This window comes from Streptomyces sp. bgisy100 (genome assembly GCF_057709105.1).
Genome location: NZ_JBYITE010000013.1, coordinates 65454 through 78996, shown reverse-complemented (window position 1 = coordinate 78996; position 13543 = coordinate 65454). Strand labels below are relative to the sequence as shown.

The window sequence follows — 13543 nt, the reverse complement described above, 5'->3', positions numbered from 1 at the left end:
CGTCGCGCGGCCACGCCCCCGGCCCAACTCGGCCCGGCCGCCCGCGGATCGGCCCGGGCGCGACGGGGCCCCTCCCCCGGGCGGACGGCGTGCGAGGAGGCCCGGGCGCCCTCAGCCCTTGTCGAGGTACTGCTCCCGCTCGGCGTCCAGCAGGGCGTCCAACGCGGTGCGCAGCTCCGGGAATCCGGTGAGCTCCGGGTCGTCGGCGACGATCGCCACGGCCTCCTCGCGGGCCGCCGCGATCACCTCCTCGTCCTCGATGACCGCGAGCATCCGCAGGGACGAGCGGACCCCGGACTGGGCCTGGCCGAGGACGTCGCCCTCGCGCCGCTGTTCCAGGTCGATCCGGGACAGTTCGAAGCCGTCGAGCGTGCCGGCGACCGCGTCGAGCCGGGCCCGTGCGGGGCTCGCCTCCGGCATCTCCGTGACCAGCAGGCAGAGTCCGGCGGCGCTGCCCCGGCCGACCCGGCCGCGGAGCTGGTGCAGCTGGGAGACGCCGAACCGGTCGGCGTCCATGATGACCATCCCGGTGGCGTTGGGGACGTTCACGCCGACCTCGATGACCGTGGTGGCCACCAGCACGTCCACCGCGCCCGCGGCGAAGCGGCGCATCACGTCGTCCTTGGCGTCGGGGTGCATCCTGCCGTGCAGCACCTCCACCCGCAGTCCGCTCAGCGGGCCCTTCACCAGGCGGTCGGCGACGTCCAGCACGGCCAGCGGCGGCCGGCGCTCGGCGCCGTCCTCGGGGGCCGGGCCGTCCGCGGCGTTCCTGCCCGCCTTCCGGGCCGCCGCGTCGTCCTCCTCGTCGCCGATGCGCGGGCACACGACGTACGCCTGGTGGCCGTTCCCGGCCTCCTCCCGCAGCCGCTCCCAGGTGCGTTCCAAAAAGTGCGGCTTGTCCGCGGCCGGTACGACATGGCTGGCGATCGGCGAGCGGCCGGCCGGCAACTGGTCGAGCACCGAGGTCTCCAGGTCGCCGAAGACCGTCATGGCGACGGTGCGCGGGATCGGGGTCGCGGTCATCACCAGCAGGTGGGGCGGCTGCTTGCCCTTGGAGCGCAGGGCGTCGCGCTGTTCGACGCCGAAGCGGTGCTGCTCGTCGACCACGACCAGGCCCAGGTCGTGGAACTGCACCTTGTCCTCGATCAGCGCGTGGGTGCCGATGACGATCCCGGCCTCGCCGGTGGCCAGGTCGAGCAGCGCCTTGCGGCGGGCGGCGGCGCCCATCGAGCCGGTGAGCAGCACGACCCGGGTGGCCCGGTCGGCCCCGCCCAGCATGCCGCCCTCGGCCAGTTCGCCCATCATCTCCACGACGGACCGGTGGTGCTGCTGGGCCAGGACCTCGGTCGGCGCGAGCATCGCGGCCTGCCCGCCCGCGTCGACGACACCGAGCATCGCCCGCAGCGCGACCATGGTCTTGCCGGAGCCGACCTCGCCCTGGAGCAGCCGGTGCATGGGGTGTTCGGTGGCCAGGTCGCCGAAGATCTCCGCGGAGACCTTCCGCTGGCCGTCGGTGAGGGTGAACGGCAGCTTCGCGTCGAAGGCGTCCAGCAGACCGTCCTCGCGGGGGACCCGGGGCACGGCCGGGGCCTGTGCGTCGGCGTACCGCCGCCGGGCCAGGGCGACCTGGAGGACGAACGCCTCGTCCCACTTCAGCCGGGCGCGGGCATCGGCCAGATCGGCCCTGGTGCGCGGCCGGTGGACCTTGCGGAGGGCGTCGGGAAGGGTGCTCAGGCCCCGGTTCTCCCGGAGCGCGGTGGGCAGCGGATCGGTGAGATCGCGCCAGCCGTCGGCCTCGAAGGTGTCCAGCAGCGCGCCCAGCGACTTGGCGATCCGCCAGGACGGCAATTGCTTGCAGGCCGGGTAGAGCGGCAGCAGCTGGTTGGCGAAGCCCTCGACGGCGTCGGTCCCGCTGTCCCGGTCGAGCAGTTCGTAGTCGGGGTGGGCGAGCTGCCGGGTGCGGTTGAAGACCGAGACCTTGCCCGCGAACATGCCGCGGCGGCCGGGCAGCAGCTCGCGCTCGTGGTGGTGGGCCGCACGGCCGAAGAACACCAGGGTGAGCGAGCCGCTGCCGTCGGTCACCACGACCTCCAGGCGGACGCCCTTGCCGTGGTTGAAGGTCTTCTTCGCGGCCTTGGCGACCTGGGCGACGACGGTGACGTGCTCGTCCAGGGGCAGGTCGGCGAGCCGGGTCAGCTCGCCGCGCTCGGCGTACCGCCGCGGGTAGTGGTGCAGCAGGTCGCCCACGGTGTGCAGGCCGAGCTGGTCGGCCATCACCTTCGCGGTGTTGCCGCCGACCGTCTTCTTCAGGGATTCATCCAGCGCTGGCACGCAGTCCATTGCACACCATCGGTGTGACAGGACGGGCGCCACGACATGGGCGCGGCGGGGAGGGGACGGCCGGGCGCGGGCTCCGCGCACACCGCGCCGGGTCGGTGACCGGCCGCGACGGCCGACTTGCCGACGCGCTGCCGCGGCTCCTCGGGCGGGGTCGGCGCCGGGCGTCCGGACGACGGCAGACACAACAACGGGCCCCTCCGGCGGGCCGGCTTCCGGACCGACGGCTCACACCCCCGCCGGCTGCGCCTCACTCGACGCCGATGAGCAGCGGCACGGTCGGCTGGCCGCCCCGGTAGACCACGGTGTCGACGGCGAGATGGCGCTCGCGGACGTGCGCCTGGAGGCGGTCGGCGAGGTCGTCGGGGATCCCGGAGCCCAGGACGAGGGTCACCATCTCCCCGCCCGCGGCCAGCATCCGGTCCAGTACGGTCGCGGCCGTTCCGGCCAGGTCGGGCCCGATGACCGCCACATCGCCGTCGATCAGGCCGAGGACGTCCCCCGCCTGGCAGACCCCGGCCATCGTCCACGACTGGGCCTCCGCGACGGCCAGTTCGGCGTACCGGGTGGCGCCGGCGGCGGCGGTCATGGCGACGACGTCCTCGTCGAAACGGCGGCCGGGCTGGTGGACGGCGAGGGCGGCGATGCCCTGGACGCTGGAGCGGGTGGGGATCAGCGCCACCCGGACCCCCTCGGCGCGGGCCTGCTCGGCCGCGGCCGCCGCGGTGTGCCGCAGCTCCCCGTCGTTGGGCAGCAGAACGACCTCGTGGGCGTGCGCCCGGCGGATGGCCTGCACGAGTTCGTCCCCGGCGGGGCGCTCCCCGGGGCGGCAGGACACCACGTCCGCGCCGGCCTCACGGCACAGCGCGGCGAGCCCTTCGCCGGGCACGACGGCGACGACCGCGCGCTGTTCCCGTTCCCCGCGCCGCTCCGGGCCGGCAACGGAGCCGGCCGGCGTCGTGCCCGCCGCGGCGTCCGCGGGGCGGGCCGGGGCGGCAGGGGCGAAGTGGGTGATGGCGATCCGGTACGGCCGCCCGGCGACGACTCCGGCCTCGACCGCGGCGCCCGCGTCGTCGACGTGCACATGGACGTTCCACAGTCCGTCACCGCCGACCACGACGAGGGAGTCACCGAGCCCGTCCAGGGTCCCGCGCAGGGTGGCGACGGCCTCGTCGGACGCCTCCAGCAGGTAGATCACCTCGTAGGCGGGCCCCGGGCGGGGTTCCTCACCGGGCCGCCCGGGAACCAGCTGCCCCGGGACGGAGAGCGCGGGACCGCAGGGCACCGCGGGGGCGCCCGGGGCGGGGTGCGGTGCCGCGGGCCGGTGCGCCCGGGTGTGCGGGCCGCCGAGGAGTCCCATCGGCAGCTCTCCGGAGACCGCCTCCGCGAGCGCGCGCAGCACGGCCACCAGGCCGCTGCCACCCGCGTCCACGACGCCCGCGCGCGCCAGCACGTCCAGTTGTCCGGGGGTGGCGTCCAGCGCGGCGCACGCCCCTTCGTACGCCGCGCGCGCCACGGCTCCGGCGCTGCCCTCGGCCCGCCCGGCCGCGTCGGCGGCGGCGGTGGCCACGGTCAGCACGGTGCCCTCCACCGGGTGGGCCACCGCGCGGTAGGCCGACTCCGCGGCCCGCCGGAGCGCGCGGCGCAGGGCGTCCGCGGCGGGGTCCGGTGCCGGGCCCGTCGTGGGAGAGGCGGACGGGCACGTCGTCGGAGAGGCGGCCGGGGCGGCTGCGGCGTCCGGCAGGGTGCCGGTGGTCGGTGCGGGGGCCGCGGTGCCGGGGAGCGAGGCGGCGTCGTCCGTCCTCGTCTCCGGCGGGCTCCCCACGGAGGGGGCGGTTCCGGACTCCGGCCGACGGTCCGCGGAGGGAGCGGCTCCGGACTCCGGCCGACGGTCCGCGCCGGGGTGCCCGTCGGCCAGGACCTCCGCCATCCCCCGCAGCAGCTGCGCGAGAATCGTGCCGGAGTTGCCCCGCGCCCCGATCAGCGCGCCGTGCGCCATCGCCCGGACCGCGTCGGCCAGGGCCGGGCCGGTGCCGTCGGGCGCCGGGTCCCCGGCGGCGAACACCGCGTCCACCGCGCGGGCCGCCGACTCGACGGTCAGATAGAGGTTGGTGCCGGTGTCACCGTCCGCGACCGGATAGACATTGATCGCGTCCAGCCCCTCGCGGGCCTGCCCCAGCTCCTCGAGAGCCAGCTCGCACCACGTGCGCACCGTCGTGGCGTCGAGGGTGTGCGGCACCTGCGTCCTCCTCGGGCCGGGCGGAAGAATTGCCACCGCAGAGTAGTCGCGGGACCGGGGAACGGCCGGGGCGGGGGCCCGGGCCGCCATGGTAGTTTCGTTGTACGGGAGCGGTCGTTGTATGCTGCTCCGGTTGCCCGATGAGAATCGGGCCATTCCCACCCTGGCACCGCCGGTCATCACTGATCTCGGCGCGCCGGGATTCACCGTAAGTGCATCTGAAGTCTTTGGAGTGACCCGTGGCTGCCAACTGCGACGTCTGCGGCAAGGGGCCGGGCTTCGGCAACAACATTTCGCACTCGCACCGCCGCACTCGCCGTCGTTGGAACCCCAACATCCAGACGGTGCGCGCTGTGGTCGGGCGGACGCCGAAGCGGCTCAACGTCTGCACCTCGTGCATCAAGGCCGGCAAGGTCTCGCGCTGACGTTCCCGTCGTAGCGCAGCCTTCGCCGGTTGCCGGAGCCGGTCCACTGAGAAGTGGGCCGGCTCTCTGCTGTGCCCGGGCGGTTCCGTGCCCGTTGCCCCCGGGCACGCGAGGTGTTCCGCGCGCCTCCCGATCGGTCCCGGTCCCTTCGGGCGCGGTCTCCCGCCTCCCTCCGGACCGGCTCCCTGCGGCGGCGCACCCGGATGTACCGCCGTGGGACCCGGGGCCCGTGACCCGGCCCCCGGCCCGTCCAACCCGCCCTCAGCGCCACCGCCAGGCGTGATCCACCGGGCCGATGCCCTCGCCCAGCGGGAAGCCCGCGGCGATCGCGCCCGTCACGTACTCCTTGGCGTCGGCCACCGCCTCCGGCACCGTCCGCCCCGTCGCCAGCCGTGCGGCGACGGCGCTCGCCAGGGTGCAGCCGGTGCCGTGGGTGTGCCGGTTGTCGTGGCGCACGGACCGCAGCCAGTGCTCCTCCGTGCCGTCGGTGAGCAGGTCCACCGCGTCGCCCCCGAGGTGCCCGCCCTTGATCAGCGCCCAGCGCGGCCCGAAGGCGAGGACCGCGTCCGCCGCGCGGCGCAGGTCCGCCTCCGCCTCCACCCGGACTCCGGTGAGCTGGGCGACCTCGTCCAGGTTGGGGGTGGCGACGGTGGCGGCCGGCAGCAGCTTCGTCCGGACCGAGTCGAGCGCCGACGCGGCGAGCAGCGGGTCACCGTGTTTGGAGACCCCGACCGGGTCCACCACGACCGGGACGCCGGCATCGGCGACGAGCCCGGCGACGGTCTCGACGAGTTCGGCCGAGGCGAGCATTCCGGTCTTGACCGCGTCCACCCCGATGTCGTCGACGACGCTGCGGAACTGGGACCGTACGGCGTCGGCGGGCAGCTCCCACGCGCCCTGTACGCCCTGTGAGTTCTGTGCCGTGACCGCGGTGACCACGCTCATGCCGTGCGTGCCGAGGGCGAGCATCGCCTTCAGGTCGGCCTGGATGCCCGCGCCGCCGCCGGAGTCGGATCCGGCGACGGTGAGGACGCGGGGCGGGGTCTTCCGGGGCAGCTGCGGGTCCGTCTCCATGGGCCCGAATCTACTGGGCGTCCTCGATGTCGCCGAAATGGTCCCAGCCGGCCTTGTCCCAGGGCGCCCCGTCCACCGTCACCTGCGGCAGCGCCGAGGGGTTGAGCACCTCACCGATCACCTGCCACCGCGCGGGGAGCTTCACGTCCTGCGGGAAGGTCGCCACGATGGCGTGGTCCTCGCCGCCGCCGAGCACCCAGGTCAGCGGATCCACCCCGACGGCCTGCCCGATGTCGCACATCTGCGTGGGGACGTCGATCGCGGCCGAGCGCAGGTCGATCCGGACCTTGCTGGACTCCGCGATGTGCCCCAGGTCGGCGACCAGGCCGTCGCTGACGTCGGTCATCGCCGTGGCGCCCAGCCCCGCGGCGGCCGGACCGGCGTGGTACGGCGGCTCGGGCCGGCGGTGCGCCTCGACGAAGGCGCGCGGTGAGCGGAATCCCCGGGAGAGCACCGCGTGTCCGGCGGCGGACCAGCCGAGCCAGCCGGTCACCGCGACCACGTCGCCCGGCTGTGCCCCGGCCCGGGTGACCGGCTCGTGGTTGCGCATGTCGCCCAGCGCGGTGATGGCGACGGTGATGGCGTCCCCGCGGACGACGTCACCGCCGACCACGGCCGCGCCCGCCACCTGGCACTCGTCCCGGATGCCGTCCATCAGCTCCACGGGCCAGGTCACCGGGAGTTCGGCGGGGACCACCAGGCCGACGAGCAGGGCGGTGGGGACGGCGCCCATGGCGGCGATGTCGGCGAGGTTCTGGGCCGCGCTCTTGCGGCCGACGTCGTAGGCGGTGGACCAGTCGCGGCGGAAGTGCCGGCCCTCCAGCAGTACGTCGGTGCTGGCCACGACCCGGCGGTCCGGTGCCGCGACCACCGCGGCGTCGTCGCCGGGCCCGAGCCGTACGGCGGGGGTGGTGGTGAGCCGTGAGGTGAGCTCCCTGATGAGCCCGAACTCCCCCAACTCGCCCACGGTGCCCTTCATCGGTGTGCCCCTTCTGCCCCAGTGCGATTGCCCTCGCGGCCCGGCAGTGGTGCCGGGGCCGTCGACCTGTCCTTGCTGTCCACGGCTCCGAGCACGCCGACGGCTGCGCGGGTCTCCCCCTGCCGCTCGGCGACGCGGTACCGTGGCGTCCCTTCTCCCCACATGATCCTCGTGGCCGCCCTGGAGGTTCCGTGGTACAGGCGTACATCCTGATCCAGACCGAGGTCGGCAAGGCGTCGACCGTAGCCGAGACGATCGGTGCGATCCCGGGGGTGATCCAGGCCGAGGACGTGACCGGGCCGTATGACGTCATCGTGCGCGCGCAGGCCGAAACCGTCGATGAACTGGGCCGCATGGTGGTCGCCAAAGTCCAGCAAGTGGACGGCATCACGCGTACGCTGACCTGCCCGGTGGTCCATCTGTAGCCCCCGTCTATGCTCGGCCGGTGAGCGCTTTTTCTCGCCGGATCCTCTGCCTGCCCGCCGCCGCCCTGCTGACCGCCGCCGCCGGCTGTTCCTTCTCCGACAGCGACGGCACCCGTCCGGTTCCCACCCCGGCGGCCGCGGCCGCCGGGATGTGCCGGACGCTCCAGGGGCATCTGCCCGGAACCGTCGACGGGCTCGACCGGAGTTCCACCGGGCCCGATTCGGACTTCGCCGCCGACTGGGGCGACCCCGCGGTGCAACTGCGCTGCGGGGTGGCCCGGCCCACCGTGCTGACGCCCGGGAGCGAACATTACAACCCCACGGCGGACGCGGTGGATGTCAACGGTGTCACCTGGCTGCTGGAGAAGCAGGACGACGGTTACCGGTTCACCACCACCGGGCGCAAGGCCTTCGTCGAGCTGACCGTGCCGGGGAAGTACGCCCCCGAGGTCAATGCGCTGACCGATCTCGCGGGTGCCGTGAAGAAGAGCGTGCCGAGCGAGCTCTAGGCCCGCACCCTCCCGGGCGGGTCGTCCGGGCCGTGCGCGGTGGAACGGCGCGGAACCGGGGGCGGGCGGGGGCACCGTCGCCCACCGCCCGCGCGCGGGTTCAGCGCAGTCCGGTCGGGCGGCGCAGCGCGGCCTGGATGAGCCGGTCCACCAGCTCGGCGTAGCTCACGCCGCTCTCCTGCCACATCCGGGGGTACATCGAGATCGGCGTGAAGCCCGGCATGGTGTTGATCTCGTTGATCACGAACTCCCCGTCGTCCTGCAGGAAGAAGTCCGCGCGGACCAGGCCCTCGCAGGAGACGGCGTCGAAGGCCCGGACGGCGAGCTCCTGGACCCGGGCGGTCTGCTCCTCGGTGAGCGGCGCGGGCACCAGGCCGGTGGCGGAGTCGATGTACTTGGCCTCGAAGTCGTAGAAGTCGTGCGACTCCACCGGCGGGATCTCGGCGGGGACGCTCGCCCGCGGCCCGTCCTCGAACTCCAGGACGCCGCACTCGATCTCCCGGCCGCGCAGCAGCGACTCCACGATGACCTTGGGGTCGTGGCGGCGGGCCTCCTCGATCGCCGCCTCCAGGTCCTCCAGGCGGTCCACCTTGGTGATGCCCATCGAGGAGCCGGCGCGCGCGGGCTTGATGAACAGCGGCCAGCCGTGCTCGGCGGCGAAGTCCACGATCCGCTTCCGGGCGGCGGACGGGTCCTGCTCCCACTCGCGCGGCCGGATCACCTCGTAGGGGCCGACGGGGAGCCCGAAGCCGGTGAACACCCGCTTCATGTACTCCTTGTCCATGCCGACGGCGGACGCGAGGACTCCCGCGCCGACGTAGGGCACCCCGGAGAGCTCCAGCATCCCCTGGAGGGTGCCGTCCTCGCCGTACGGCCCGTGCAGCACCGGGAAGACGACGTCGACCTCGCCCAGCACCTTGGGCACCGCACCGGGCTCGCTGTAGACGACCTCACGGTTGCCCGGGTCGACCGGGAGCAGCACGGCGCCCTCCCCCGGCTCGGTGAGCTGCTGGACGCTCGGCAGCCGCCGCTCGGTGATCGCCATCCGCTCGGGGGCGTCGGCGGTCAGCGCCCAGCGCCCGTCGGTGGTGATGCCGATGGGCAGCACCTCGTACCGGGAGCGGTCGATGGCGCGGAGCACGGCCCCGGCGGTGACCACGGAGATGGCGTGCTCCGAGCTGCGCCCGCCGAACACGACGGCGACGCGCGGCTTGCGGGCGGGGCTGGGGGAAGAGGACTCGCTGCTCATATCGCGTTGAGATTACCTTGCCTGAACTCGATGGTCCGGGGCCGTCCCCCCGGAATGTCGCGGTGGTGCGGGTGGGTGCGATCCGCCGCACCGGGTGCCGTCCGTCCTGCCCGCCCGGAGGGACGGAAGCGATTCCTAGTGCCGTTCCGCCTTGGCGGTGCGGCCCATGAGCTCCTTGAGCGCCACGAGCGGTGCCTTGCCCTCGTGCACGATGCCGACGACGGTCTCGGTGAGGGGCATCTCGACCTCGTGCCGGCGGGCCAGATCGAGTACGGACTGGCAGGACTTGACGCCCTCGGCGGTCTGCGCGGTGGCCGCGATGGTCTCCTCCAGGGTCATGCCCCGGCCGAGGTTGGTGCCGAAGGTGTGGTTGCGGGACAGCGGGGAGGAGCAGGTGGCGACCAGGTCGCCCATGCCCGCCAGGCCCGCGAAGGTGTGGGCGTCGGCGCCCATCGCCAGGCCCAGCCGGGTCGTCTCGGCGAGACCGCGGGTGATCAGCGAGGCCTTGGCGTTGTCGCCCAGGCCCATGCCGTCCGCGATGCCGACGGCGAGCGCGATGACGTTCTTCACGGCGCCGCCCAGCTCGCAGCCGACGACGTCGGTGTTGGTGTAGGGCCGGAAGTAGGGGGTGTGGCAGGCGGTCTGGAGCCGTTTGGCCACCGCCTCGTCGGCGCAGGCGACGACCGCCGCGGCGGGCTGCCGGGCCGCGATCTCCCGGGCGAGGTTGGGGCCGGTGAGCACCGCGACCCGCCGCCGGACGTCCTCGGGGCCGGCGCCGCCGGGCGCCTTGCCGACCACTTCCTCGACGACCTCGCTCATCCGCTTGGCGGTGCCGAGTTCGACGCCCTTCATCAGGCTGACGTAGACGGTGTCGGCGGGGAGCAGCGGCGCCCAGGCCGCGAGGTTCTCGCGGAGGGTCTGGGAGGGCACGGCGAGCACCGTGAACTCGGCGCCGCGGGCGGCCTCGGCGGGGTCGCCGGTGGCCCGGACGGAGGCGGGCAGCACGGCACCGGGCAGGTAGTCGGGGTTGGTGCGGCCGGTGTTGATGGTCTCGGCCAGCTCGGGGCGGCGGCCCCAGAGGGTCACGTCGCAGCCCGCGTCCCCGAGGATCATCGCGAAGGCGGTGCCCCAGGAGCCGGCGCCGTAGACGGCGCAGCGCGTCACGGGGTTCCCCCCTGTTCCTCGGCCTTGAGCTGCCGGGTCTTCTGCCGCTGCTCCGCGCGGGCCGTGCGGTGGTCGTACGCCTCGGCGGGGGCCGGCTCGCCGCGCACCTCGGCGAGCTGCTCGGTGATGGCGGCCATGATCGTGTCGGTGGCGGCACGCAGTACGTCGGCGGTGGGCTCCATGCCGTAGTAGGCGGAGAGGTCCACCGGGGGCCCGGCCTGCACCCGCAGCGTCTTGCGCGGCAGGAGGCGGAGCTTGTCCTCCTTGGCGTACGGCGGCATGGCGTGGTTGGCGCCCCACTGGGCGACCGGGATGACCGGGGCCTTGGTCTCCAGCGCGACGCGGGCCGCGCCGGTCTTGCCCTGCATCGGCCAGTGGTCGGGGTCGCGGGTGAGGGTGCCCTCGGGGTAGAAGGCGACGCACTCCCCGCGGTCGATCGCGTCGATGGCGGCCCGGAAGGCGCTGACGGCGTCGCTGGACTCGCGGTACACGGGGATCTGGCCGGTGCCCCGCAGCATCATGCCGACGAACGGGGTCCGGAAAAGGCCGGCCTTCGCGAGGAATCGCGGGACGCGTCCGGTGTTGTACTGAAAGTGCGCGTAGGAGAGCGGGTCGAGATACGAGTTGTGGTTGACCGCGGTGATGAATCCGCCGTCGGCCGGAATGTGCTCCATTCCACGCCAGTCCCGTTTGAACAGCACCACCAGCGGCGGTTTTGCGATGACCGCGGCCAAGCGGTACCAGAAGCCGATTCTGCGGCGGGACACTCGGACACCCTCCTCGTGGGACCTGCTGAGCTGCGGACGGGCAGCCGCACAAGTGTCGCCCCAGGTCCCCGGTCTGTCGAGAACACCGTAACCCCGGTCCTCCCGGGCGGCCGCGGCAGCAGGCGAGAATGAGGCCGATGCGAAGAATCGGAAAGGGCGTCGCGGGCGGCGCGTGGTCGCTGGTGGTTCCGCTGAAGCCGCTGGCCCGGGCCAAGAGCAGGCTGGCCGGTGCGACGGGCGACGGGCTGCGGCCGGGACTCGCACTGGCCTTCGCGCAGGACACCGTGGCGGCGGCGCTGGCCTGCTCCGAGGTCGGGGATGTGGTGGTCGTCACGGACGATCCGCTGGCGGGGGCGGAGCTGACGGCGCTGGGGGCCCGCACCGTGCCCGACCGGCCCGCCGGCTCGGGCGGGGTGCCGGCGGACGGTCTGAACGCGGCACTCGCCCACGGTGCCCGTACGGCCCGCCGGGTGCGTCCGGCGGCCCCGGTGGCGGCGCTCAACGCGGACCTGCCGGCGCTGCGCCCCGGGGAACTGGCCCGGGTTCTGGCCGCGGCGTCCGCATTTCCCCGGGCATTTCTGGCGGATGCGGCAGGAGTGGGGACGACATTCCTCTCGGCGGCCCCGGGAGTGGAGCTGGAACCGGTATTCGGCGGCCCCTCGCGGGCACGGCACCGGGCGTCGGGGGCGGTGGAAATCACGCTGCCCGGTGTCGATTCCGTACGCCGGGACGTGGACACCGGTGAGGATCTGCGCACGGCGCTGGCGCTGGGGGTGGGTCCGCGTACGGCAGCCGTGGCGGCCGGGCTGCTCATCCCCGAATAACGGACGCCCGGTCCGGGCGGAATGGGCGGCGGAAAGGCGAGGGCGGGCGCGCGCCGCGGGGATTGCCGCCCGGCCCCGACGGGACAGCCCTTAGGCTGGTGCGTATGCAGGCGACCGCTTATACGTACGACTCCGATACCCGCACGGGCAGTGTGCTGCTCGACGACGGCACCCCGGTGCCGTTCGGAGCCGAGGCCTTCGACGCCGGCGGGCTGCTTCTGCTGCGGCCGGGCCAGCGGGTGCGGATCGACGTGGAGGGCGAGGGCGAGGGCCGCCGGATCACCCTGGTGACCCTGCAGACGCTCTGACCACGGGCGCCGCGACCGCGGGCCCTGCGCCAACCCGAACGGGGCGGGGCACCGGGCACCCGGTGCCGCCGGCCGCCCGCCACGGGTGCGGACACACCGCGGGCCGGGCTCCCCGAAGGGAGTCCGGCCCGGCGCGTGAGGTGCTACTTCTTCCTCGCGGTCGTCTTCTTGGCGGTGGTCTTGCGGGCGCTGGCCTTGCGGGCGGGGGCCTTCTTCGCCGTGGCCTTCTTGGCCGGTGCCGTCTTCTTGGCGGTGGCCTTCTTCGCGGTGGTCTTCTTGGCCGCGGTCTTCTTCGCTGCGGTCTTCTTCGCCGTCGTCGTCTTCTTCGCCGCTGCCTTCTTGGCCGCGGTGGTCTTCTTCGCCACGGTCTTCTTGGCCGCCGCGGTCCGCTTCGCCGCCGCCTTCTTGGCCGCCGCCTTCTTGGTGGTGGCCTTCTTGGCGGTAACCCCTCCGCTGAGGCTGCCCTTGGGGGCCTTCTTCACCGAGACCTCGCCGCCCTTGGGCAGCTTCTTCGTCCCGGCCACCAGGTCCTTGAAGCCCTGGCCTGCACGGAAGCGGGGCACCGAGGTCTTCTTGACCCGGACGCGCTCGCCGGTCTGCGGGTTCCGGGCGTACCGGGCGGGGCGGTCCACCTTCTCGAACGATCCGAAGCCGGTGACGGAGACCCGTTCCCCGGCGACAACTGAACGCACCATGGCGTCCAGAACCGCGTCGACAGCATCGGCGGCCTGCTGCCGCCCGCCGAGCTTGTCGGCAATTGCTTCTACGAGCTGCGCCTTGTTCACGTCTTCCCCTTCGGAGACATTGCCGGAACGAAAGTGTTCAAGCTTTTTCGCACGTTAGGCAGATATATACCGCAAATCAAACACGAAACGGGCTAATCACCCTTGTGCCGCAACGAACTCGACCGGCACGGAGTTCCGTCGGCCTCAGCCGCCTTCGGGGAAACGACCTTCGTCGAGGTCCTTCATGAACCGGTCCAGACGGCTTGCCGCTCGGGCGAGATCATGCTTCGCCCCCGCCGTGATGACCAGCAGCTTCCGGGACAGCGCCATCCGTACGCCCTCCGGGACTTGCAGCGAGCGCACCCTGCTGTGCGCTTCCTTGAGTCGGGCGGCGACGGCCTCGTAGAGCTCGAGTTGGCTGTCGCGTTCCATGCACCGATTGTGCCATCTGCGGCGAGTTGTCGCTTGATGGGGCCCCAACAGTGTCCCGGAACGCCGGAGCGCCCCCTGTCGGTCGA

Annotated in this window: 13 protein-coding genes and 1 pseudogene; 5 read left to right on the top strand and 9 right to left on the bottom strand. The window is 73.5% G+C overall.

Annotation, left to right across the window (positions count from 1 at the left end; translation table 11 throughout):
* Window positions 1-111: 111 nt before the first annotated feature.
* Window positions 112-2340: an ATP-dependent DNA helicase RecG gene (recG, locus tag AC3EQ1_RS12010; RefSeq protein WP_432094308.1), complete on the bottom strand. Its 2229-nt coding sequence runs from the start codon at window positions 2338-2340 to the stop codon at window positions 112-114.
* A 247-nt stretch (window positions 2341-2587) separates the two neighbouring features.
* A complete protein-coding gene (locus tag AC3EQ1_RS12005; RefSeq protein ID WP_432094307.1) occupies window positions 2588-4576 on the bottom strand; it encodes a DAK2 domain-containing protein in 1989 nt (662 codons plus the stop codon).
* Between the two features lie 239 nt (window positions 4577-4815).
* On the opposite strand from AC3EQ1_RS12005, the pseudogene rpmB reads away from it, so the two are divergent.
* Window positions 4816-4926 (top strand): annotated as a pseudogene (gene rpmB, locus AC3EQ1_RS12000) (50S ribosomal protein L28); the annotation flags it as partial.
* 336 nt (window positions 4927-5262) lie between these two features.
* Here the strand turns inward: rpmB and thiD are convergent.
* Entirely contained in the window at window positions 5263-6075 is an 813-nt protein-coding gene (gene thiD / locus AC3EQ1_RS11995) for a bifunctional hydroxymethylpyrimidine kinase/phosphomethylpyrimidine kinase (protein ID WP_432094306.1), read from the bottom strand.
* Between the two features lie 10 nt (window positions 6076-6085).
* On the bottom strand, window positions 6086-7054 hold the full coding sequence (locus AC3EQ1_RS11990; RefSeq protein ID WP_432094305.1) for a thiamine-phosphate kinase: 969 nt from the start codon (window positions 7052-7054) through the stop codon (window positions 6086-6088).
* Window positions 7055-7245: 191 nt separating this feature from the next.
* Here AC3EQ1_RS11990 and AC3EQ1_RS11985 point away from each other — a divergent pair, with 191 nt between their 5' ends.
* Both AC3EQ1_RS11985 and AC3EQ1_RS11980 read left to right on the top strand, forming a co-directional pair.
* Window positions 7246-7479 (top strand): Lrp/AsnC family transcriptional regulator, encoded by a 234-nt coding sequence (locus AC3EQ1_RS11985; protein ID WP_351511422.1) that lies wholly within the window; start codon window positions 7246-7248, stop codon window positions 7477-7479.
* 20 nt (window positions 7480-7499) lie between these two features.
* Window positions 7500-7988 carry a DUF3515 domain-containing protein gene (locus AC3EQ1_RS11980; protein ID WP_432094304.1) on the top strand — a complete coding sequence of 163 codons (489 nt, stop codon included), beginning with the start codon at window positions 7500-7502 and terminating at the stop codon, window positions 7986-7988.
* A 100-nt stretch (window positions 7989-8088) separates the two neighbouring features.
* Here the strand turns inward: AC3EQ1_RS11980 and AC3EQ1_RS11975 are convergent, their stop codons facing one another.
* The 3 genes from AC3EQ1_RS11975 to AC3EQ1_RS11965 all read right to left on the bottom strand — a co-directional run bounded on the left by AC3EQ1_RS11975 (window position 8089) and on the right by AC3EQ1_RS11965 (window position 11168).
* The gene (locus tag AC3EQ1_RS11975; protein WP_432094303.1) at window positions 8089-9237 is read right to left on the bottom strand and encodes a D-alanine--D-alanine ligase family protein; all 1149 of its coding nucleotides are present in this window, start codon (window positions 9235-9237) and stop codon (window positions 8089-8091) included.
* 135 nt (window positions 9238-9372) lie between these two features.
* A complete protein-coding gene (locus AC3EQ1_RS11970; RefSeq protein WP_432094302.1) occupies window positions 9373-10401 on the bottom strand; it encodes an NAD(P)H-dependent glycerol-3-phosphate dehydrogenase in 1029 nt (342 codons plus the stop codon).
* Complete coding sequence (locus AC3EQ1_RS11965; RefSeq protein ID WP_432094301.1) at window positions 10398-11168, bottom strand: lysophospholipid acyltransferase family protein; 771 nt, start codon at window positions 11166-11168, stop codon at window positions 10398-10400. The genes AC3EQ1_RS11970 and AC3EQ1_RS11965 overlap by 4 nt, the downstream gene beginning before the upstream one ends.
* A gap of 128 nt (window positions 11169-11296) precedes the next feature.
* Between AC3EQ1_RS11965 and cofC the strand changes: the two genes are divergently transcribed.
* On the top strand, window positions 11297-11992 hold the full coding sequence (cofC, locus tag AC3EQ1_RS11960) for a 2-phospho-L-lactate guanylyltransferase (protein ID WP_432094300.1): 696 nt from the start codon (window positions 11297-11299) through the stop codon (window positions 11990-11992).
* 104 nt (window positions 11993-12096) lie between these two features.
* Window positions 12097-12300, top strand: coding sequence for a hypothetical protein (locus tag AC3EQ1_RS11955; protein ID WP_388850689.1), 204 nt, complete (start codon window positions 12097-12099; stop codon window positions 12298-12300).
* Window positions 12301-12443: 143 nt separating this feature from the next.
* Here the strand turns inward: AC3EQ1_RS11955 and AC3EQ1_RS11950 are convergent, their stop codons facing one another.
* Entirely contained in the window at window positions 12444-13085 is a 642-nt protein-coding gene (locus AC3EQ1_RS11950) for an HU family DNA-binding protein (protein WP_432094299.1), read from the bottom strand.
* Between the two features lie 144 nt (window positions 13086-13229).
* On the bottom strand, window positions 13230-13457 hold the full coding sequence (locus AC3EQ1_RS11945; RefSeq protein WP_351512490.1) for an SCO5555 family protein: 228 nt from the start codon (window positions 13455-13457) through the stop codon (window positions 13230-13232).
* Window positions 13458-13543: the final 86 nt, after the last annotated feature.

What these genes read in the sequence shown, in the direction of transcription:
- AC3EQ1_RS11990 (WP_432094305.1), bottom strand. Translation starts at nt 7,054, where the DNA reads ATGAAGGGCACCGTGGGCGAGTTGGGGGAGTTCGGGCTCATCAGGGAG.
- AC3EQ1_RS11975 (WP_432094303.1), bottom strand. Translation starts at nt 9,237, where the DNA reads ATGAGCAGCGAGTCCTCTTCCCCCAGCCCCGCCCGCAAGCCGCGCGTC.
- thiD (WP_432094306.1), bottom strand. Translation starts at nt 6,075, where the DNA reads ATGGAGACGGACCCGCAGCTGCCCCGGAAGACCCCGCCCCGCGTCCTC.
- recG (WP_432094308.1), bottom strand. Translation starts at nt 2,340, where the DNA reads ATGGACTGCGTGCCAGCGCTGGATGAATCCCTGAAGAAGACGGTCGGC.
- cofC (WP_432094300.1), top strand. Translation starts at nt 11,297, where the DNA reads ATGAGGCCGATGCGAAGAATCGGAAAGGGCGTCGCGGGCGGCGCGTGG.
- AC3EQ1_RS11945 (WP_351512490.1), bottom strand. Translation starts at nt 13,457, where the DNA reads ATGGAACGCGACAGCCAACTCGAGCTCTACGAGGCCGTCGCCGCCCGA.
- AC3EQ1_RS11955 (WP_388850689.1), top strand. Translation starts at nt 12,097, where the DNA reads ATGCAGGCGACCGCTTATACGTACGACTCCGATACCCGCACGGGCAGT.